The 20,302-nt window shown below is 67.2% G+C and carries 20 protein-coding genes; 15 read left to right on the top strand and 5 right to left on the bottom strand.

Features of this window, described 5'->3' with window-relative positions:
* Positions 1-51: 51 nt before the first annotated feature.
* The 9 genes from ACZYSP_RS06365 to ACZYSP_RS06325 are packed head-to-tail and all read left to right on the top strand — an operon-like array spanning position 52 to position 7,434.
* A complete protein-coding gene (locus ACZYSP_RS06365) occupies positions 52-1,032 on the top strand; it encodes a dialkylresorcinol condensing enzyme (protein ID WP_489013172.1) in 981 nt (326 codons plus the stop codon).
* Positions 1,022-2,155 (top strand): beta-ketoacyl-ACP synthase III, encoded by a 1,134-nt coding sequence (locus tag ACZYSP_RS06360; RefSeq protein WP_489013170.1) that lies wholly within the window; start codon positions 1,022-1,024, stop codon positions 2,153-2,155. Before ACZYSP_RS06365 ends, ACZYSP_RS06360 begins: the two co-directional genes overlap by 11 nt.
* Before the next feature lie 2 nt (positions 2,156-2,157).
* Positions 2,158-2,553 (top strand): DarG family dialkylresorcinol biosynthesis protein, encoded by a 396-nt coding sequence (locus ACZYSP_RS06355; protein ID WP_093050769.1) that lies wholly within the window; start codon positions 2,158-2,160, stop codon positions 2,551-2,553.
* Complete coding sequence (gene darH / locus ACZYSP_RS06350; RefSeq protein WP_489013167.1) at positions 2,550-3,530, top strand: BtrH-related acyltransferase DarH; 981 nt, start codon at positions 2,550-2,552, stop codon at positions 3,528-3,530. The genes ACZYSP_RS06355 and darH overlap by 4 nt, the downstream gene beginning before the upstream one ends.
* Positions 3,530-4,438, top strand: a complete 909-nt coding sequence (locus ACZYSP_RS06345; protein WP_097198804.1) for an ABC transporter ATP-binding protein — start codon at positions 3,530-3,532, stop codon at positions 4,436-4,438. The genes darH and ACZYSP_RS06345 overlap by 1 nt, the downstream gene beginning before the upstream one ends.
* 5 nt (positions 4,439-4,443) lie before the next feature.
* Positions 4,444-5,601 (top strand): ABC transporter permease, encoded by a 1,158-nt coding sequence (locus tag ACZYSP_RS06340; RefSeq protein WP_489013165.1) that lies wholly within the window; start codon positions 4,444-4,446, stop codon positions 5,599-5,601.
* Positions 5,598-5,873, top strand: a complete 276-nt coding sequence (locus ACZYSP_RS06335) for an acyl carrier protein (RefSeq protein ID WP_256328860.1) — start codon at positions 5,598-5,600, stop codon at positions 5,871-5,873. Before ACZYSP_RS06340 ends, ACZYSP_RS06335 begins: the two co-directional genes overlap by 4 nt.
* On the top strand, positions 5,870-6,949 hold the full coding sequence (locus ACZYSP_RS06330) for a beta-ketoacyl synthase N-terminal-like domain-containing protein (RefSeq protein WP_489013162.1): 1,080 nt from the start codon (positions 5,870-5,872) through the stop codon (positions 6,947-6,949). Before ACZYSP_RS06335 ends, ACZYSP_RS06330 begins: the two co-directional genes overlap by 4 nt.
* Complete coding sequence (locus ACZYSP_RS06325; protein WP_489013160.1) at positions 6,946-7,434, top strand: hypothetical protein; 489 nt, start codon at positions 6,946-6,948, stop codon at positions 7,432-7,434. Before ACZYSP_RS06330 ends, ACZYSP_RS06325 begins: the two co-directional genes overlap by 4 nt.
* Before the next feature lie 13 nt (positions 7,435-7,447).
* Here the strand turns inward: ACZYSP_RS06325 and ACZYSP_RS06320 are convergent, their stop codons facing one another.
* The 5 genes from ACZYSP_RS06320 to ACZYSP_RS06300 are packed head-to-tail and all read right to left on the bottom strand — an operon-like array spanning position 7,448 to position 13,169.
* Positions 7,448-8,068, bottom strand: a complete 621-nt coding sequence (locus ACZYSP_RS06320; RefSeq protein WP_489013158.1) for an HD domain-containing protein — start codon at positions 8,066-8,068, stop codon at positions 7,448-7,450.
* A gap of 5 nt (positions 8,069-8,073) precedes the next feature.
* On the bottom strand, positions 8,074-9,186 hold the full coding sequence (gene mltB / locus ACZYSP_RS06315; protein ID WP_307616747.1) for a lytic murein transglycosylase B: 1,113 nt from the start codon (positions 9,184-9,186) through the stop codon (positions 8,074-8,076).
* Between the two features lie 53 nt (positions 9,187-9,239).
* Positions 9,240-11,261 (bottom strand): transglutaminase TgpA family protein, encoded by a 2,022-nt coding sequence (locus tag ACZYSP_RS06310; RefSeq protein WP_489013155.1) that lies wholly within the window; start codon positions 11,259-11,261, stop codon positions 9,240-9,242.
* 13 nt (positions 11,262-11,274) lie between these two features.
* Positions 11,275-12,252, bottom strand: a complete 978-nt coding sequence (locus ACZYSP_RS06305; protein ID WP_489013153.1) for a DUF58 domain-containing protein — start codon at positions 12,250-12,252, stop codon at positions 11,275-11,277.
* Complete coding sequence (locus tag ACZYSP_RS06300; protein WP_093050740.1) at positions 12,249-13,169, bottom strand: AAA family ATPase; 921 nt, start codon at positions 13,167-13,169, stop codon at positions 12,249-12,251. The genes ACZYSP_RS06305 and ACZYSP_RS06300 overlap by 4 nt, the downstream gene beginning before the upstream one ends.
* Before the next feature lie 80 nt (positions 13,170-13,249).
* Between ACZYSP_RS06300 and ACZYSP_RS06295 the strand changes: the two genes are divergently transcribed.
* The 6 genes from ACZYSP_RS06295 (at position 13,250) to ACZYSP_RS06270 (ending at position 20,257) form a co-directional block, all read left to right on the top strand.
* A complete protein-coding gene (locus ACZYSP_RS06295) occupies positions 13,250-14,203 on the top strand; it encodes a histone deacetylase family protein (RefSeq protein WP_489013150.1) in 954 nt (317 codons plus the stop codon).
* A 46-nt stretch (positions 14,204-14,249) separates the two neighbouring features.
* Positions 14,250-15,530, top strand: a complete 1,281-nt coding sequence (locus tag ACZYSP_RS06290) for a mechanosensitive ion channel family protein (RefSeq protein WP_489013148.1) — start codon at positions 14,250-14,252, stop codon at positions 15,528-15,530.
* Between the two features lie 135 nt (positions 15,531-15,665).
* Complete coding sequence (locus ACZYSP_RS06285; protein ID WP_440533432.1) at positions 15,666-16,415, top strand: electron transfer flavoprotein subunit beta/FixA family protein; 750 nt, start codon at positions 15,666-15,668, stop codon at positions 16,413-16,415.
* A gap of 2 nt (positions 16,416-16,417) precedes the next feature.
* A complete protein-coding gene (locus ACZYSP_RS06280; protein WP_093050728.1) occupies positions 16,418-17,350 on the top strand; it encodes an electron transfer flavoprotein subunit alpha/FixB family protein in 933 nt (310 codons plus the stop codon).
* A 74-nt stretch (positions 17,351-17,424) separates the two neighbouring features.
* The gene (locus ACZYSP_RS06275) at positions 17,425-19,215 is read left to right on the top strand and encodes an acyl-CoA dehydrogenase (protein ID WP_097198814.1); all 1,791 of its coding nucleotides are present in this window, start codon (positions 17,425-17,427) and stop codon (positions 19,213-19,215) included.
* A 79-nt stretch (positions 19,216-19,294) separates the two neighbouring features.
* Positions 19,295-20,257: an NAD(P)H-dependent flavin oxidoreductase gene (locus tag ACZYSP_RS06270; RefSeq protein ID WP_093050722.1), complete on the top strand. Its 963-nt coding sequence runs from the start codon at positions 19,295-19,297 to the stop codon at positions 20,255-20,257.
* Positions 20,258-20,302: the final 45 nt, after the last annotated feature.

Below are 20,302 nucleotides of genomic sequence, written 5' to 3'. Positions count from 1 at the left end.
GCTCGCTACAGGCATCGCGTACATTCGACGGCCCCCGAAACGCCACCGCCAGTGACTTCCAGCCCCTCCAGCCCCCCTCGAAGCGTCAAGCGCGTCCTCGTTCTTCGCTATTCGCAATCCGGCCAGCTCGACGAGGTTGCAGACCGGATCGTGGCGCCGCTGCGCGCCGATCCGTCGATCGAGGTGCACGAGGAAACGCTGCGCCCACTTGCGCCGTACCCCTTTCCCTGGCCCTTCCTGAGCTTCTTCGACGCTTTCCCAGAGTCGGCCCACATGAAGCCGCAGCCGCTGGCGCCGCTGTCGCTCACGGGCGAGGAAGACTTCGACCTCGTCATCCTCCCGTACCAGGTGTGGTTCCTGGCGCCTTCACAGCCCGTGGCGGCCTTCCTCAAGCACCCGGTGGCGGCGCGGCTGCTCAAGGGCAAGCCGGTGGTCACGGTCATCGCCTGCCGCAACATGTGGCTTCTGGCCCACGAAAAACTCAAGGGCATGCTCGACGACGTCGGCGCGAGGCTGATCGACAACGTGGTGCTGACCGACCCCGGCCCCACGCTCGCCACCTTCTTCACCACGCCGGCCTGGCTGATCTGGGGCCGCAAGCGCGGCTTCTGGGGCATGCCCGATGCCGGGCTCAGTGCCGAACAGATCGACGGTACAGGCCGCTTCGGCCGTGCCCTGCGTGATGCCCTGCACAACGACCTGGAGCGCGGCAAGCAGCCGCTGCTGGCCGGCCTCGGGGCGGTGCAGGCCAATGCCAGGCTGCTCATCAGCGAGAAGGCCGGCACGCGCAGCTTCTACCTCTGGGGCAAGCTGATCATGGCCGCCGGCGGGCCCGGCGCGTGGCAGCGCAAGCCGCTGCTGCTGCTGTACGTGCTGTTTCTGCTGGTACTGATCATTACGGTGGTGCCCGTGAGCCTGAGCCTGCAGGCACTCTTGCGACCTTTGTTCAGAGGGTGGCTGACTAAAATGACAGCCCAATTCGAGTGCCCGTCGGGCTCTGCCACGGACCGCACCCCCCTCTATGACGACTGATGTCTTCCTGACCCGCACTGCCGCCTTTCTGCCCTTTTCCCCGGTCAGCAATGAAGACATCGAAGACGTCCTCGGTCGCATCGGCGGCAAGGCGTCCCGCGCGCGGCGGCTGATCCTGCGCAGCAACGGCATCCAGTCGCGCCACTACGCCATCGACCGCGCCACGGGCGAACTGGCGATGACCAACGCGCAGCTCACTGCATCCGCGATCCGCGCGCTGGGCGACGTGGGACCGGTCGACTGCCTCGTCACCGGCACCTCGCTGCCCGACCAGCTCATGCCCAACCACGCGGTAATGGTGCACGGCGAACTCGGCTGGCCGCGGCTCGAAGTAGTGGCCTGCGCGGGCATCTGCCTGGCCGGTGCCACCGCGTTGAAGCATGCATGGCTCTCGGTGCGCGCGGGCGATGCCCGGCGCGCGGTGGCCACGGGTTCGGAGCTCGCCTCGGCCGTGATGCGCGGCTCGCGCTTCGAGGCCGAGCTCGAGCACAAGCTCGAAGCATTGGAGGCGCGGCCCGAACTGGCCTTCGAGAAAGACTTTCTGCGCTGGATGCTGTCCGACGGCGCGGGTGCAGTGCTGCTGGAGCGCGAGCCACGCGGACCGCTGTCGCTGCGCATCGACTGGATCGACCTGTCGTCCGCCGCGCACGAACTGCCGGTGTGCATGTACGCCGGCGCCGAGAAGAATGCCGAAGGCGGCCTCGACGGCTGGGGACGCAAGTCGCCCGAAGACTGGCAGCGCGAGTCGACCTTCGCCGTCAAGCAGGACGTGCGCCTGCTCAACGACAACATCGTGCGCGCCACGCTGGGCGAGCCGCTGGCGGCCATCATCGAGCGGCGCGGGCTGAAGACGGCGGACATCGACTGGTTCCTGCCGCACCTGTCGTCGCAGTACTTCGTCGAGCCGGTGAGCCAGTGCCTCGAATCGCTGGGCCTGCCGATTCCGCGCGAGCGCTGGTTCAGCAATCTTGCGAGCAAGGGCAACACAGGTTCGGCGTCGCCTTACATCATGCTCGACGAGCTGTTCCGCTCGGGCCGCATCCAGCGCGGCCAGAAGCTGCTGATGTTCGTGCCCGAAAGCGGCCGCTTTTCCAGCGGCTTCATCTATATGGAAGCGGTGTAGCCATGGATCTCGACGCTGTACCGCAGGAGGGCAATGCGACCCTCGACGGCCACTCCAAGCTGATGTACGCCCGCGATGCGCAGGGCCGCGTCGTCACCACCACTTCGCGCGGCTGGGAGGCGGAAGAGATCGTCACCAGTCACGCGGTCGACGTGCTCGTCGAACAGGCGCAGGCCGCAAAGGAGCGCGTGAAAGCGGGGCAGGCCTCGCCGCTCGAATACTGGATGTACGAGCGCCGCATGGACGTGGCGCTGCTCTCGCAGACCAGCGGCTTCTGGCAGTGGCGCGTGCGGCGCCACCTGCAGCCGCGCCATTTCGCCGCGCTGTCGCCGGCGCAACTCGCACGCTACAGCGAAGCGCTGGGCCTGCCCGTTTCCACCTTGCAAGGCCTGCCGTGAACTTTCAACACCAACAGGCGGCGCATTGCGAAAGCGGCGTCATCTCCAGCCTGATGCGCCACCACGGCGCGCCGATGAGCGAGAGCATGGCGTTGGGCCTGTCGTCCGCGATTTCGTTCGCGTACCTTCCCTTCATCAAGCTGTCGGGCCTGCCGCTGATCTCGTACCGCATGCCGCCCAAGGCCATCATCAAGGGCCTGCTGGCGCCGATGGCCGCGCGCTTCCGCTTCGAGACCTTCCGCAGCGCCGAGGCGGGGCAGCAGAGGCTCGACGCGCTGCTGGCCGATGGCCAACTGGTGGGGCTGCAAACGTCGGTGTACTGGCTGCCGTACTTTCCGCCGAACATGCGCTTTCACTTCAATGCGCACAACCTGCTGGTGTACGGCAAGGACGGCGACGACTACCTGATCAGCGACCCGGTGTTCGAGGAGCCCGTGCGTTGTGCGAGCAGCGACCTGGCACGTGCCCGCTTCGCCAAGGGCGTGCTGGCCCCGAAGGGACTCATGTACTACCCGCAGGCCATCGACCGCAAGGTCGTCGATGCGGCCTCAGTGGTCAAGGCCATCCGCAAGACAGTGCGCAACATGCTCGCGCCCATTCCCATCGTCGGTGTGCGCGGCATGCACACGCTGGCCAAGCGCATGCAGAGGCTGTCGCCGGCCGATCCGCGCAGCGTCGACTTCATCGGCCACGTGGTGCGCATGCAGGAAGAAATCGGCACGGGCGGGGCGGGCTTCCGCTTCATCTACGCGGGCTTTCTGCAGGAGGCGGCCCAGCTGCTCGACAAGCCGCAGTTGCAGCAGATGTCCGAGCGGCTCATCGCCATCGGCGACGGCTGGCGTGCATTCGCGCTCAAGGCCGCGCGCATGGTGAAGGGGCGCGAGGCGGTCGACCCGGCTGCGCTGGCTGCGAAGCTGCGTGAGCAGGCGCAGCAGGAAGAAAGCTTTTTCCGCGACCTGAAGGCTGCAGTCGCCTGATGTTAGAGCTGCGCCAGCTCAGCTACCGCTACCCGCATGCCGACGCGCCCGCGCTGGCCGACGTATCGCTCGCGGTGCCAAAGGGCTGCGTATTGGGCTTGCTGGGACCGAACGGCGCAGGCAAGACCACGCTGATCTCGCACCTGTCGGGCGCGCTGGCCGTGCAGTCGGGCGAGATCCGAATCGATGGCCAGCCGCTGCAGCAGGTGCGCGCGAAGACGCCAACGCGCATTGCCGTGGCGCCACAGGAGCAGGCTTTCTATCCGATGCTGACCGTGGCCGAGAACCTTGCCTGCTTTGCCGCGGCTGGAGGCCTGTCGGGTGCGCGCAAGAAGGAGCGCATCGCGGCCTGTACGCAGTTTGCACAGCTGGAGCAGTTCGCGGGCGTGCGCGCCGAGCGGCTCTCGGGCGGCCTCAAGCGCCGGCTCAACCTGGCCATTGCCCTGCTGCCCGAACCCGAGCTGATGCTGTTCGACGAGCCCACCGTGGGCGTCGATCCGCAATCGCGCGCCTTCATCCTCGACGCCATCAAGAGCCTCGCGCAACAGGGCGCGGCGGTGATCTACGCCTCGCACTACATGGAAGAGATCGAGGCAATCGCTGACCGTGTCGCCATCCTCGACCGCGGCCATGTGCTGCGCGAAGGCTCGCTCGACGAACTGCTGTCGAAGAACGCGATGCTGCTCACGCTGGCTGCTGACGGGCTAGATGCCGACATGCTCTCGCGCTTCGGCACGGTGGAGCAGGGGGGAGTGCACTGGCGCATTCACCTGAACGCCGGCAGCGGCCCGGGGCCTGTGCTGGCCGCGCTCGAGGCCGCGGGCATCGAAGTGCGCCATGCCGAATTCGGCCGCCATGACCTCGAGCAGCTGTTCATGGCGCTCACCCATCGCTCGCTGCGCGACTGACCCCCATGCTCCTCGCGCTCATCAAGAAAGAACTGCTCGCCCTCGTGCGCGACATGCATGGCCTTGCCGCGCTGTTCCTGATGCCGATGGTCTTCATTGTGCTGATGTCGCTCACGCTGAAGGATATCTATCGCCCGCCACTGGCCGAGCTGACTTATGCCATCGACATGCGCGACACGGCCACGCCGGCCAAATGGCTGCAGCAGCTCTGGCAGCGCAGCCATGGTGCACCGCAGCCGCTGGGCAGCGACTGGCAGGCGCGGCTGCGCAACGGCTCGCTCAAGTACGTGATCGTGATGGAGCCGGGCCTGTCTGAAGAACTGGAATCTGCCGCGCTGTCGACGCAGGCGCGCATCCATCTGCTGACCGAGCCGGGCATCGACGCCAACCTGTTCAACGCGCTGCGTGCCGAACTCATCGGCGCATCGGGCGAGCTCAAGGCGCGCCTCGCGCTGGCGGTGCCCGGCACGGCCAGTCCTGCGCCAGAGGCTTCCATCGAGGCGATGGTGCATGCCGAGCGCTTCTCCACCGCCGGCCCGCGGCCGACCTCGGTGCAGCAGAACGTGCCGGCATGGCTGGTGTTCGGCATGTTCTTCGTGGTGGCCTCGCTCTCCAGCCTGTTCGTGCAGGAGCGCAGCTCGGGCGCGCTCGGCCGGCTGCAGAGCCTGGGCGTGTCGCGCACCATGCTGTTGGCATCGAAGGCGCTGCCGTACCTGGGCGTGAACGCGCTGCAGGCTGTGCTGATGCTCGCGGCCGGCATCTGGTTCATGCCGCTGATCGGCGGCGATGCACTGTCGCTCGCGGGCATCCATTGGGGTGCTCTGCTGCTGTCGCTGGGGGCAGTGAGCCTGGCGGCGGTGAGCCTGTCGCTCGCGCTGGCTTGCCTGGTGCGCAGCCATGCGCAGGCCGCCACCATCGGGCCGATGGTCAATGTGCTGATGGCGGCGGCGGGCGGCATCATGGTGCCCAAGTTCGTCATGCCGGGCTTCATGCAGCGGCTGGTCGAGATCTCTCCGATGAACTGGGGGCTCGAGGCGCTGCTGACCGTGCTGCTGCGCGGCGGCGGCGTGGCCGATGCCCTGCCGCAGATCGGCCGGCTGGTCGTGTTCGCGGCGCTGATGTTTCTTCTGGCCGTTTTCCTGTTTCGCAGGCGCGCACCGTGAGCACCACCGTCACCCCTGAATTCATTGCCAGCCTCAAGGCGATGGTGCTCGAAGCCGTCGAGAAAGATGCGCCCCCGGGCGGCCTCGGCGACGACGAGCCGCTGTTCGGCCCTGAGGCCCGGCTCGACCTCGATTCGCTCGACGCCCTGCAGGTGTCGATGACGATCCAGCAGCGCTTTGGCGTGCGCATGCCCGACAGCAAGGAAACGCGCCGGGCGATGACTTCCATCGCCCATCTCGCGGAGCATCTGGCGCAAGCGGGCAAGGCATGAACGATGTCTACCTGGCCGGCATGGGCCTGGCCTGTGTGCTGGGTGACGACATGCCGTCCGTGCTGGCCTCATTGCGACATGGTGGCACGCCCCCGACGCCGGTGGCCGTGGCGGACGGAATCAGCTGGCCGGTCTACGCGCTGGCGTCGAGAGAAGGCGACTGGACGCAGCGCCTATGCAGCACCGTGCGCAGCGTGGTTGCGCAGACTGACAAGACCGGTGATTTGGGACCACGCACCGCGCCGCTGTTCGTGGCCTCGTCGTCGCTCGACATCGGCTTCATGGAATACGAGAAACAGGATCTGCGGCTAGGCGGTGATCTGCAGGACTTTGCCGGTGTCGTGGCCCGCGCGCTGGACTGGCAGGGGCCGGTGTTCACCGTTTCCACCGCCTGCACCTCGGCGCTCAACGCCGTGCTGGCCGCCGCCGACCTGATCCGAAGCGCGGAGGCCGACGAAGCGCTTGTGCTCGGCGTCGAGATGGACAACCGCTTCACCGTGGCCGGCTTCGGCGCGATGCAACTGCTGGCGCCGGACAGCGCGCAGCCCTTCGGTGCGCAGCGCAAGGGGCTGGTGCTCGGCGAAGCGGTGGCTGCATTGCGCCTGACATCGCAGCCCGCGCGATGGCAGATCACGGGTGGCGCCAATGTGGTCGATGGGCGCAACCCCTCTGGCACCGAAGCCTCGGCCGTGCTCGCGATGTGTCGCGGCGCGCTGACGCAGAGCGGCCTGCAGCCCGGCGACATTGACCTGATCAAGGTGCAGGCGGCTGGCAGCCCCGTCAACGATGCCATCGAGGTGGAAGCGCTGAAGCAGGTGTTCGATCCGCTGCCGCCGCTGGTGTCGCTCAAGTCGGCGATCGGCCACACGCTGGGCGCGGCGGGGGCGGCGGAATTGGCCCTGCTGGTTGGCTGCATCGAAGGTGGCGTCTGGCCCACCGTGGACTATCCGCTCGATGCCTCGCTCGGCATTGCGCTGAGCAAGCAGGCGCCGCAGAGGCTGCGCAACATCCTGCTCAACGTGGTCGGCTTCGGCGGCGGGCATGCCTCGCTGGTGTTGAAGGATGTCGGCTCATGAGCACCTGGCGCACCGCAGCTCATTTCGTCGCGCATCCGCCGCCCGCCGACTGGCGCGACGACCTGGCCCGCCGCATCGGCCGCCGGCCGCGCCGCGTCGGCCTGTGGACCGAGCTGGCGATGTACGGCGCGCGCTGCTGCCTCGACGCCGCTGGCGAGGCAGCGCTGCCGGCCGGCGCGCGCATCCGCGTTGCCAGCATGCGCGGTGCATGGGGCGCCACGCACGCAGGCCTGACCCAGCTCGATGCGGGCCTGCCGATGCCCTTCACCTTCATGCAGAGTCAGCCTGCGCTGATGCTGGCCGAAGTCGGTCGGTGTCTCGAATGGCAGGGCGACGCCAGCTTCGCGCTGTGCCGCGATCCGGCGCGCACGCTGCAACTGGCGAAGCTGGGTGCGTCGCGTGATGGACTGCTGTTCGGCATCGTTGAAGAGGAGCGCAACGGCGAACTGTCGCGTTCCGAATGGTGGCGGCTGGTGCCCGCCTGACGGGCAAGGCCAGTCAGCCGGCGATGGAGCGCTGCAGGTTGGCGCGCGCCTGTGCTTCGAGTTGCGCGTGCATCCGCGGCGTGGCGTAGATGGCCTGGCGGTCGAGAAAGCGCTGAAGGATCGCGCGGCGGCGCGGCAGGCGCACTTCATCCGGAACGAAGGCGTACTCGGCATGCACCTGGCGCTCGTACTCGTCGAAGCGCGTGCGTTCGGCGCCGAGGATCGACAGGTCGATGTCGATCAGCAGTTCGGCATCGCGGCCTTCGGGCACCGCGTCGTGGCGCGTGGCCATGACGAGCGCGTGAACCCGTTCGGCTGCTGCTTCGTCCACGCCGGCTTCAAGCAGGGCCTGGCGCGCCCAGTCTGCGCTGCGAGCTTCGTTGTCGTGGGCGTGCACGTCGTAGACCGCGTCATGGAACCACAGCGCAAGCGCCACTTCGCCAGGGCGCTCGGCCGATGTCTTCTCGCGCTCGAACCACGCGAGGCATTCGCCCAGGTGCTGCATCGTGTGGTAGTGGCGCTGCGGCTCGCCGTAGCGGCGCTGCAGCTCGGTGCAGAGCGCATCGCCGGGCGACTCGATGCCCAGCGCACGCCATGCGTCGGTCCAGTTCGCGTGCAGCGCCTCGGGTGTCATGTCGCCTATTGCTCCATCGCCGCCTTGACCTCTTGCCCGAGGTCGAGCACGGACATGGCGTAGTAGCTGCTCCAGTTGTAGCGCGTGATCACGTAGAAGTTGCGCGTGCCCGCCACGTAGGTCGGCGGTGCGTCGGCGCCGTTCTGCAGTTCGATCAATGCGAGCAGGCCCTTGTGCTTGATGCCTTCGCCCTCGGGCACTGCACCGGCGGCCACGAAGCTGTCGGCGCTGAAGGTCGGCAGGATGTCGGGCGCCAGCAGCAGCGCCTTCTGCAGCCGCGCTTCCTCGAAATGCACCGGGTAGATGGCCGGCATGCCGGGAGTCCAGCCGAAGGACTTGAAGTAGTTGGCGACCGAGCCGATCACGTCGGCCGGGTTGTTGACGAGGTCGATGCGGCTGTCGCCGTCGAAGTCGACCGCGTACTTGGCCATGCTGCTGGGCATGAACTGCGGCATGCCCATGGCGCCGGCATAGCTGCCCAGGGGCGTGAGCGGATCGTCGGCGGTGCGGCTCTCGGTGCTCAGGAAGCTTTCGAGTTCGCCGCGGAAGAAGGCCTGGCGCTCGGCGGCGCGTGGGTGGCCGTCGGGGAAGTCGAATGAGAGCGTGGCCAGCGCGTCGATCACGCGGAAGTTGCCCATGTTGCGGCCGTAGATGGTTTCCACGCCGATGATGCCGACGATGATTTCCGGCGGCACGCCGTACACCTGCTCGGCGCGCGCCAGCGTGTCGGCGTTGGCGCGCCAGAAGCGCACGCCGGCCGCGATGCGCACCGGGTCGATGAAGCGGCTGCGGTACGTTTGCCAGTTCTTCACGGTGCCGACCGGGCCTGGCAGCATCAGGCGCGGCACGTTGGGCAGGAAGCGCGCGCTGCCGATGGTGGCGCGCACCCAGTCGCGGTCGAGTCCTCGGCGCTCGGCCACGTCGTCGGCGAATTGCATCGCGTCGTCGCGCGTGGCGTAGGGCGTGCTGCCGCGCACCGGGCTGGCGGCTGCATTCCGGCCATTGGAAGGGCCGTTGGAAGATTTCTGGGCCATGGCCCCCGTGGACCAGGCGCAGCATGCGGCGAGAAGAGCGGCTGCCGCAGCGGCGCGCGAAGGCGTAGGGAGAAAAAATCGCATCGGCCGATTGTGCCGTCCGCCCGCGCCGCCCCTCTTCAGGGACACATGTGGTTTCAGCCGCGTGCGTTGGCGCTGGGCCAGGCGAGGTGGCGGAACTCCGAGCGCAGGGTGGAGAGCGAGTCCGGCGTGGCCGGCGCGTAGCGCTGCGCTTCGAGCTTCAGCAGCCAGTCGCGCACGGCCTGCGCGGCAGGGCCGAAACGCGCGTCGGCTGCCTGGGCCATCTGGCGGGGCGGGGCGGTGTCGGGCAGCTGCAGGCCGGCCTTGGCGAGCCGTACGCGCGCCTGGCCCAGCAGGCGCAGCCACGGATCGTGCCGGCTGCGCTCCCACAGCGTCCAGGCGGCACCGGCCAGGCTCGCGCCCACCAGCAGGTAGAGCAGCACGTAGGCCAGGTCTTCGAGGCTCGGCGCTTCGAAGCCGATGTTCTTCAGCAGGTTGAGCTGGCGGCTCTGCGTGTAGTTGAGCACCCACTGGTTCCAGCCGTTGTTCACGGCCTCCCAGGCGGCACGGATGTTCTGGGCGAGCGTGGGGCTCATCGAGCCGATGGCGCCCGCGAACAGACCCGGTTGCGGTACGAGCCGTTGCGTCTGGCCGATGCGCCCCGGGGCGACGGAGCCTGTCGGGTCCACGCGCGTCCAGCCGGTGCCTTCCTGCCAGATCTCGGCCCATGCGTGGGCATCGCTCTGTCGCACGATCCAGTAGTTGTCTACGCTGTTGAGTTCTCCGCCCTGATAGCCCGTCACGATGCGCGCCGGAATGCCGAGGTTGCGCATCAGCACCACGAAGGCCGAGGCAATGTGCTCGCAGAAGCCTTCCTTGCGGTCGAACCAGAACTCGTCGGCGGTGTTGTCGCCATAAACGCCCGGCTCCAGCGTGTAGGTGTAGCCGCCGGTGCGAAGGCGCCGCAGGGCGGCCTGCACGAATGCCTGTGCATTGGCGTTGGCCAGCGCGGGATCGGCGCGCATCTCGGCGGCGAGGGCGGCGGTGCGCGGGTTGGTGCCAGGCGGCAGGGCCAGGTAGGCCTGGAGCTGGCCGCCCGTGCGCTTCACCGGGCCGCTCTGGAACTGCGTGTAGCTCTCGGCGCGGTAGCGCACCAGATCGGTGACGGGGCGGTTAGCGAACCATTGCAGGTCGGGCGTGCCGGTGACTTCGAATCCGGGAGCCTCGGGAGGGCGCTGCGAGGCGTCGAGGGTCAGCAGCCAGGGGCGGTTGTTGGCTTCGAGCGTGACCTCGTAGCGCACGGGCTCGCCGCTCACGCGCAGGTTGGCGGACCACTGCGCACCGCGTGCCCATGACGGGAGCGCGGTCCACTCACGGCCGTCGAACTGCGCCAGCACCGGCCCGCGAAAGTAGAGCTGACTTTGCGGCGGCGCGCGGTCGCCATCGAACTTGATGCGCGCGGCGATGCTGTCGTCGAGCGCCAGTTCGGCGATGGTGCCCACGCGCATGGTGTTCGACAGGCCGGTGCGGCCCGCCATGGCGTCGCTGGGGGTGCCCCACAGCGGTGCGAAGCGCGGGAACAGCAGGAACAGCGCGAGCATGATCGGTGCGCCGGCAAGCGCCATCCATCCCGCGGTGCGCGCGGCCTGCATCAGCGGAGGCCGGCCCACGGGCATGTGCGCGTTGACCAGTGCCGTCAGCAGGCCCAGCAGCGCCAGCAGCATGGTGAAGGCGGTCAGCAGCGATTGCGAATAGAAGAAGTTCGTGAGCATCGTGAAGAAGCCCAGGAAGAAGACGACGAAGGCGTCTCGCCGCGCGCGCAGTTCCAGCGTCTTGAGTGCGAGCAGGCTGACGATCAGCGTGACGCCCGCGTCCCGGCCCAGCAGCGTGCGGTGGGTGGCGTAGGTGGCGCCGATAGTCAGCATCAGCAGCGCAAGGCGCCACCACTTGCTGGGAAGGGGGCGTGCCTGCACGGCAAGCGAGGCGCGCCAGAGCAGCACCATTGCCGTGATGGCCGTGCACCACCAGGGCAGGTTCTCGACCTGCGGCAAGAGGATCAGGCCGATGACGCAGAGAAGGAAAAGGGTGTCCCTCGCGTCGCGGGGAAGCGAGGCGAGTTCGCGTGCAACTCTGTTCATTCGACGGTCTCGTTCAGCACAGGGCCAATGCCTCCAGGCAGGCCCGCCGGTGGGCTTCGCCCTGGGACGGCTTCACGACCCGGCCCGCCACCCGCACGCCGTAGTCCACGCCCAGCCGGTCTGACATCAGCACCCAGGCACACAAGCGCGAGATGCGGGCCTCGGTGTCCGCGAGGCCGGTGGCCTGCGCATCGAGCCAGAGTTCTTCGCGCTGGGTCTGCTGCGTGTCGCGGCTGACGAGGTCTTCCGACCCGGCTGCCTGCGCCCGCGCGGCCTTCTTCCAGACCACGAGCTTCAGCGGATCGCCGCGCCGGTAGGCTCGCACGCCATCGTATTCGCCGGAGTTGTGTGCCCGCAGCGCGGCGGACACTGCCGCTGGCCCCGACAGGGGCTCGCCCGGCGGGAGCGGCGGCGGATGCGCTTCGGGCGTGGGGTACACCAGCATCTGCGCGGCCGGCCGCCAGACCGTCCACACGCGGAACGTGCCGAGCGGGAAGCGTGTTTCCGCCGTCAGCGGCGGCACCGGATGCAGCCCGCGCCGCTCGGGCTTGAATGCGATCTCGACGGTCGACGTGCCCTCGGCCGGCACGTCGGTCCAGGCCCATTGCCCGCTGCCGCGCACGGCCATGCCGATGCCGTAGCGCACGCTGCGTCGTGTGTTGTGCAGCACCACCCGGAAGACGGCGGCGGCGCCCGCATAGTGGGCGTCAGGCGCCACCATGTGCATGGCCAGTCCGCGCAGCGTGCCGTGGCACACGTGCATGCCCACGGCCACGCTGCCGGCGAGCAGGAAGGTCAGCAGGTAGCCCAGGTTGAGCTGATAGTTGATCGAGGCGATCAGCAGCACCAGCAGCGTTGCCGCCAGCGTCCATCCGGCGCGCGTGGGCACGATGTAGACATTGCGCTGCGTCAGCTCCAGCGTGTCCGACGGCGGACGGCGCGACAGGAACCAGCCGTCGATGCGCGAGCGGAGGGCGCCAGCAAGGCTCACGGCAGCGGCACTGCGGCGATCATGGCGCGCACCTGCTCGACGGCGCCGCGGCCTGCGTCGCCAACCGGCGTGAGGCGGTGCGCGATCGTCTGCGGCAGCACGGCCTGCACGTCATCGGGAGCGACGTAGTTGCGGTTGGCCAGCAGCGCCTGCGCCTTGGCCGCACGCAGCACCGCGATGCCGGCGCGCGGCGACAGGCCCTGCAGGAACCAGCGGCCAGAGCGCGTGGCCGCGATAAGGTCTTGCACGTAGTTGAGCAGCGGATCGGCCGCATGCACCTGCTGCACACGCTGCTGCAGGGCGGTCAGCTCGCCGGCGGTCAGCATCGCGGGCAGGGAGGCCAGCATTTCTCGGCGGTCGACGCCCGAGAGCAGCTGGCGCTCGGCGGCGCGGTCGGGGTAGCCGAGCGAGATGCGCATCAGGAAACGGTCAAGCTGCGATTCGGGCAGGGCGAAGGTGCCGAGCTGGTCCTGCGGGTTCTGCGTGGCGATCACGAAGAAGGGCGTGGGCAGGGGACGGGTCTCGCCTTCGACGGTGACCTGCTTTTCTTCCATCGCCTCGAGCAGCGCACTCTGGGTCTTGGGGCTGGCGCGGTTGATTTCGTCGGCCAGCAGCACCTGCGCGAAGATCGGCCCGGGGTGGAACACGAAGGCCTGCTGGCCCCGGTCGTAGATTGCCACGCCCGACAGGTCGCCCGGCATCAGGTCGGCGGTGAACTGCACCCGGGAGAACTGCAGCCCGAAGGTATGCGACAGCGCGTGGGCGAGGGTGGTCTTGCCGACCCCCGGCACGTCCTCGATCAGCAGGTGCCCGCCCGCCAGCAGACAGGCAACGCAGTCGCGCACTTGGGCCTCTTTGCCCACGATCACCGTGTTAAGCTGAGTTAACAAAGTGGCTAGCTTTGCAGCAACGTCCATATTTGTATCCATATGCAAACGATACCGTAAGACCTGCCGGCCCCATGCCGCGTGAGGTCTAGACGTGGCGACAGAGACACATGGGCAAGACAGGCTACTTCACACATCGCGACTTCTGGAAGCACGACATGGGCGGGGGGCATCCCGAATGTCCCGGGCGCCTGGATGCCATCGAAGACCGCCTGCTGCTTACCGGCGTGGGTGACGCACTGGAGCACTGCGAGGTGCCGCTGGCCACCCTGGAGCAGCTCACCCGGGCGCACAGCACGGAGCACGTCGAGTACCTCGAGGGACTGCATCAGCGCCTGGTGGCCGACGAGCCCGCCGGTGGCCCCGACCACGCGCAGGTCGACCCCGACACGATGCTCACCCGCTTCACCCTGCTGGCTGCGCGCCGCGCCGCCGGCGCTGCGATTGCCGCGACCGACGCGGTGATTGCCGGCGACCTGGAAAACGCCTTCTGCTCGGTGCGCCCGCCCGGCCACCATGCCTGCCGCGAGCAGGCGATGGGTTTCTGTTTCTTCAACAACATCGCCATTGCCGCGCGGCACGCCATCGACGTGCACGGCCTGGAGCGCGTGGCCATCGTCGACTTCGACGTGCACCACGGCAACGGTACCGAGAACATCCTGTCGAACGACCCGAACGTGCTGATGGTCGGCTTCTTCCAGCATCCGTTCTACCCGTACAGCGGCACGGTGCACCCGGCGTCGAACATGCTGAACCTGCCGATCCCGGCCTACACCCGGGGCACGGACGTGCGTGAGCTGATCGAGGCGATCTGGATGCCGCGGCTGGAAGAATTCAAGCCGCAGATGATCTTCATCAGCGCCGGCTTCGACGCCCACCGCGAGGACGACCTGGGCCAGCTTGGCCTCAACGAGAACGACTTCGCCTGGATCACGGGCCGCATACAGGATGTTGCCAGGCGCCATGCGAAGGGCCGTATCGTCTCGATGCTCGAAGGCGGCTACAACCTCGATGCGCTGGCGCGCAGCGTGGAAGCCCACATCCGCGTTCTCGCGGACCTGTAACGCAGCCGGCGCGAATGGCGCCCACGCTTCCGTTTTCTTTCAATAGATGAATTTCAACGATTTCACCCAACGCCTCGCCCAGGTCGATGCGCGCGGCCTCGGCATCGAGCTGGTTGCGCTGGTGGCCTGCGTGGCGCTGGCCTGGGCCGTGAGCAAATGGTTCGGCCGCGACCAGCCCAAGGACTCGATCTGGTTCGGCGAAAGCACTTTCGACGGACTGCTGTTCCCGCTGCTGGCGCTGGTGCTCACCGATCTCGCCCGGCGCGTGGTGATCGATTTCCAGACCGTGCTGGTGCTGCGCATCGCGGTGCCGGTGTTCCTGTCGCTGGCGGTCATCCGGCTGTTTGCGCGGGTGCTACGGGCGGTGTTCCCGGCGTCCAATGTCGTGCGGCTGATCGAGCGCACCGTCTCCTGGCTGGCATGGATTGCGGCGGTGCTCTGGATCGTCGGACTGCTGCCGCCGGTGCTGGCCGAACTCGACCAGATCACGCTGGCCTTCGGCAAGACGCGCGTGAGCCTGCAGACGATCTTCCAGGGCGTGCTGTCGGCGGGGCTGGTGCTGGTGATCTCGCTGTGGATCTCCAGCACCATCGAAAAACGCATCCTGCGCGAGGCCGTCACTGACCTGTCGATGCGCAAGGTGGCTTCGAACGCGGTGCGCGCCTTCCTGCTGCTGGTCGGCCTGCTGTTCGCGTTGTCGGCGGTGGGGGTGGACCTGACGGCGCTGTCCGTGCTGGGTGGCGCGCTCGGCGTGGGCCTTGGTTTCGGGCTGCAGAAGCTGGCGGCCAATTACGTGAGCGGTTTCGTGATCCTGCTCGAGCGCTCGATCCGCATCGGCGACAACGTGAAGGTCGACACCTTCGAGGGCCGCATCACGGACATCAAGACCCGCTACACGCTCATTCGCTCGGGAAATGGGCGGGAGGCGATCGTGCCGAACGAATCGCTCATCACCAGCCGGGTGGAAAACCTGTCGCTGGCCGACCGCAAGTTCAACATCACGACCACCATCGTGGTCGGCTACGAGAGCAACGTGGCGCAGGTGCAGACCATCCTGTGCGATGCGGCCAAGGCCCAACCGCGCGTGATGACCGACCCGGAGCCCGTGGCCTTCCTCATGAACTTCGCGCCCGACGGCCTGGAGTTCACGCTGAACTTCTGGGTGGCCGACCCCGACAAGGGCAAGGACAACCTGCGCTCGGCCATCAACATCGCCATCCTCGACGGGCTGCGCGGCGCGGGCATCGACATTCCCTATCCGCAGCGGGTGGTGCGTGTGGAGTCTTTACCGGATGGACTCGCCCAGCCGCCCAACGCTGTTTTATAATCACGGAAAAGCACGATCGTTCTTTTTTCTTGGCGCCTGCGCCGATGAGAAGAACGGAGAGGCCGCAAAGGTCGCGTCCTAGAATGACCGGCTGCCCTCGAAGCCCCCTTTTTGCAATCCAATGGAGTCAAGTCAATGAAGGTTCTTGTACCTGTCAAACGGGTCGTCGACTACAACGTGAAAGTGCGCGTCAAGAGCGACGGCACCGGAGTGGACATTGCCAACGTCAAGATGAGCATGAACCCCTTCGACGAGATCGCCGTTGAAGAAGCCGTTCGCCTGAAGGAAAAGGGCGTAGTGACCGAAGTCATCGCCGTCTCCTGCGGTGACGCCAAGTGCCAGGAAACCCTGCGCACCGCCATGGCCATCGGCGCCGATCGCGGCATCCTCGTGGAAACCACCGAAGAACTGCAACCGCTGGCCGTCGCCAAGCTGCTCAAGGCGCTGGTCGACAAGGAGCAGCCGTCGCTCATCATCCTTGGCAAGCAGGCCATCGACGACGACGCCAACCAGACCGGCCAGATGCTGGCTGCCCTGGCCGACCTGCCCCAAGCCACCTTCGCCTCCAAGGTCGAAGTCGCTGGCGACAAAGCCACCGTCACCCGCGAAGTCGACGGCGGCCTGGAAACCATCTCCCTCACGCTGCCGGCCGTCATCACCACCGACCTGCGCCTGAACGAGCCGCGCTATGTGACGCTGCCGAACATCATGAAGGCCAAGAAGAAGCAGCTCGACGTCTTCAAGCCCGAAGACCTGGGTGTGGACGTCAAGCCCCGCCTGAAGACCTTGAAGGTCTCGGAACCTCCGAAGCGCGGTGCCGGCATCAAGGTGCCCGATGTTGCAACGCTGGTGGACAAACTGAAGAACGAAGCGAAGGTGATCTGAACATGACCGCACTTGTTATTGCCGAACACGACCACGCGACCGTCAAGCCCGCGACCCTCAACACCGTGACTGCTGCACTCGCCTGCGGTGGCGATGTCCACGTGCTGGTGGCCGGTGCCAATGCCGCCGAAGCCGGCAAGGCCGCCGCACAGATCGCCGGAGTCTCCAAAGTCATCGTGGCCGACAGCCCCAGCCTGGCGGAAAACCTGGCAGAGAACGTCGCAGCCCAGGTGCTGGCGATCGCATCCAACTACAGCCACATCCTGTTCCCCTCGACCGCCAACGGCAAGAACGTCGCGCCTCGCGTGGCTGCCAAGCTCGATGTGGCCCAAATCTCCGACATCACCAAGGTGGACAGCCCCGACACCTTCGAGCGCCCGATCTATGCCGGCAACGCCATTGCCACCGTGCAGAGCAGTGACGCGACCAAGGTGATCACCGTGCGTACGACCGGCTTCGACGCAGCAGCAGCCACGGGTGGCAGTGCAACCGTCGAAACCGCCGAAGGCGTCGCAGACAGCGGCAAGAGCAGCTTCGTGGGCCGTGAAGTCACCAAGAGCGAACGCCCCGAGCTGACCGCAGCCAAGATCATCGTTTCGGGTGGCCGTGCCTTGGGCAGCGCCGAGAAGTTCACCGAAGTGATGGCCCCTCTGGCCGACAAGCTCAACGCAGGCCTTGGCGCCAGCCGCGCAGCCGTCGACGCAGGCTACGCCCCCAACGACTGGCAAGTGGGCCAGACCGGCAAGATCGTCGCCCCGCAGCTCTACATCGCAGCAGGCATCTCGGGCGCCATCCAGCACTTGGCCGGCATGAAGGACTCCAAGGTGATCGTGGCGATCAACAAGGACGAAGAAGCCCCGATCTTCTCGGTGGCCGACTACGGCCTCGTGGCCGACCTGTTCACGGCTGTGCCGGAACTGGTGAAGGCGCTCTGATCGCATTGCTGCACTGAGCCAGAGGGCATCGTTCGCGATGCCCTTTTCGTATCCGCTGTATCTGGAGACAAGACATGAGCTACACCGCCCCCATCAAGGACATGCTGTTCGACATCGAGCACCTGGCCAACATCGGCGAGATCGCGAAGCTGCCGGGCTTCGAAGACGCCGGCCTCGAAACCGCGCAGGCCGTCCTCGAGGAATGCGCGCGCTTCAACCAGGACGTGGTCGCGCCGCTGAACGTGGCGGGCGACCGCAATCCCTCGTCGTTCAAGGACGGCGTCGTCACCACCACGCCGGGCTTCAAGGAGGCCTTTGCGCAGTACGTGTCGGGTGGCTGGCAGGGCCTGCAGCATCCGGCGGACTTCGGCGGCCAGGGCCTGCCCAAGACCATCGGCGCGGCTTGCGGCGAGATGCTCAACTCGGCCAACATGAGCTTCGCTCTGTGCCCGCTGCTGAGCGACGGCGCCATCGAGGCGCTGCTCACGGCCGGCTCCGACGAGCTCAAGGCGGTGTACCTCGAAAAGCTTGTGAGCGGCCAGTGGACCGGCACGATGAACCTCACCGAGCCGCAGGCCGGCAGTGACCTCGCCATGGTGCGCAGCCGTGCCGAGCCGCAGCCTGACGGCACCTACAAGGTGTTCGGCACCAAGATCTTCATCACCTACGGTGAGCACGACATGGCCGAGAACATCGTGCACCTCGTGCTGGCCCGCGTGACCGGCGCGCCCGAGGGCGTGAAGGGCATCAGCCTGTTCGTGGTGCCGAAGTTCCTCGTCGGCAAGGACGGCTCGCTGGGCGAACGCAACGACGTGCACTGCGTGAGCATCGAGCACAAGATGGGCATCAAGGCCTCGCCCACGGCCGTGCTGCAGTACGGCGACCACGGCGGCGCCGTGGGCTACATCGTCGGCCAGGAGAACCGTGGCCTCGAGTACATGTTCATCATGATGAACTCGGCCCGCTATGCGGTGGGCATGCAGGGCATCGCGATTGCCGAGCGCGCCTACCAGCATGCCGTGGCCTACGCAAAAGACCGCGTGCAGAGCCGCCCGGTCGATGGCTCCATCAATGCCAGCGCGCCCATCATTCATCACCCCGACGTCAAGCGCATGCTGATGACGATGCGCGCCTACACCGAAGGCTGCCGCGCGATGGCCAGCGTGGCCGCTGCCGCCTACGACGCCGCGCATCATCATCCCGACGCGGACGCGCGCAAGCAGAACCAGGCCTTCTACGAATTCATGGTGCCGCTGGTCAAGGGCTACAGCACCGAGATGAGCCTCGAAGTGGCATCGCTCGGCGTGCAGGTGCACGGCGGCATGGGCTTCATCGAGGAAACCGGCGCGGCGCAGTACTACCGCGACGCCAAGATCCTGACGATCTACGAAGGCACCACCGCCATCCAGGCCAACGACCTCGTGGGCCGCAAGACCGCACGCGACGGTGGCCAGACCGCAAAGGCGATTGCCGCGCAGATCGAGAAGACCGAAGCCGAACTCGCCAAGAGCGACAGCCCCGCGGCGGCAGCCGTGCTCAAGCGCCTGAAGGCCGCGCGCCTTGCGTTCATCGACGTGGTCGATTTCGTGGCCGGCCAGACCAAGGCGTCGCCCAATGCAGTGTTCGCCGGCAGCGTGCCCTACCTGATGCTCGCGGGCAACCTCGTGGCAGGCTGGCAGCTCGCGCGTTCGCTGATCATTGCGCAGGACCTCGCTTCGCGCAGCTTCGACACCGACTTCATGCTGGCGAAGATCGCCACCGCGCGCTTCTATGCCGAGCACATCCTCAACAAGGTGCCGGGCATCCGCGACAGCATCGTCGACGGCGCCGAGAGCGTCACGGCGATGGCGCTCGACGCCTTCTGACGCACCGCCGCTGTCGCCCATCTGACGGGCGATGGCGGCTTCTCTCTCTTATAAAACCGAACCCATCTCCGGAGACGACATGTCCAAGCTGCCCCCCGTACTCGCGAACCTGCCGCTGCCGATCATCGGCTCGCCGCTGTTCATCATCAGCAACCCGAAGCTCGTGATTGCGCAATGCAAGGCGGGCGTGGTCGGCTCGATGCCGGCGCTCAACGCGCGCCCCGCGGCGCAGCTCGAAGAGTGGCTGATCGAGATCACCGAAGAGCTCGCGGCCTACAACAAGGCCAACCCCGACAAGCCTGCCGCCCCGTTCGCCATCAACCAGATCGTGCACAAGAGCAATGACCGGCTCGAGCACGACATGGAGATGGTCGTGAAGTACAAGGTGCCGATCGTCATCACCTCGCTGGGCGCGCGCACCGACGTGAACGACGCGGTGCACAGCTACGGCGGCGTGACGCTGCACGACATCATCAACAACAAGTTCGCGCAGAAGGCGATCGAGAAGGGCGCTGACGGCATCATCGCCGTGGCGGCCGGTGCCGGCGGCCACGCGGGCGTGAAGAGCCCGTTCGCGCTGGTGCAGGAAATCCGCCAGTGGTTCGACGGCCCCATCGCGCTGTCGGGCTCCATTGCCACCGGCGGTGCGGTGCTTGCCGCACAGGCCATGGGCGCCGACTTTGCCTACATCGGCACGGCCTTCATCGCGACCGAGGAAGCGCGCGCGAGCGACGATTACAAGCAGGCCATCGTCGACGGTAGTTCGGACGACATCGTCTATTCGAGCCTCTTCACCGGCGTGCACGGCAACTACCTCGCGCCCAGCATCGTCAAGGCCGGCATGGACCCGGCCAACCTGCCCGAGGGCGACGTGAAGACCATGAACTTCGGCGGCGGCGAAGGCAGCAAGGCCAAGGCCTGGAAGGACATCTGGGGCTCGGGCCAGGGCATTGGCGCCGTGACCGAAGTGGCCAGCGCCGCGGCCTTCATCGAAAAGCTCAAGCGCGAATACCAGGAAGCAAGGCAACGGCTCGCGCTTTGACTGCCACTGCGAACGGCGCCGCGCCTGCTGCCGGCGCGCCGCCGT

It is taken from the genome of Variovorax sp. F042 (assembly GCF_057814215.1).
Note: the sequence above shows the minus strand (reverse complement) of the source record. Positions and strands in the feature narration are given on the sequence as shown.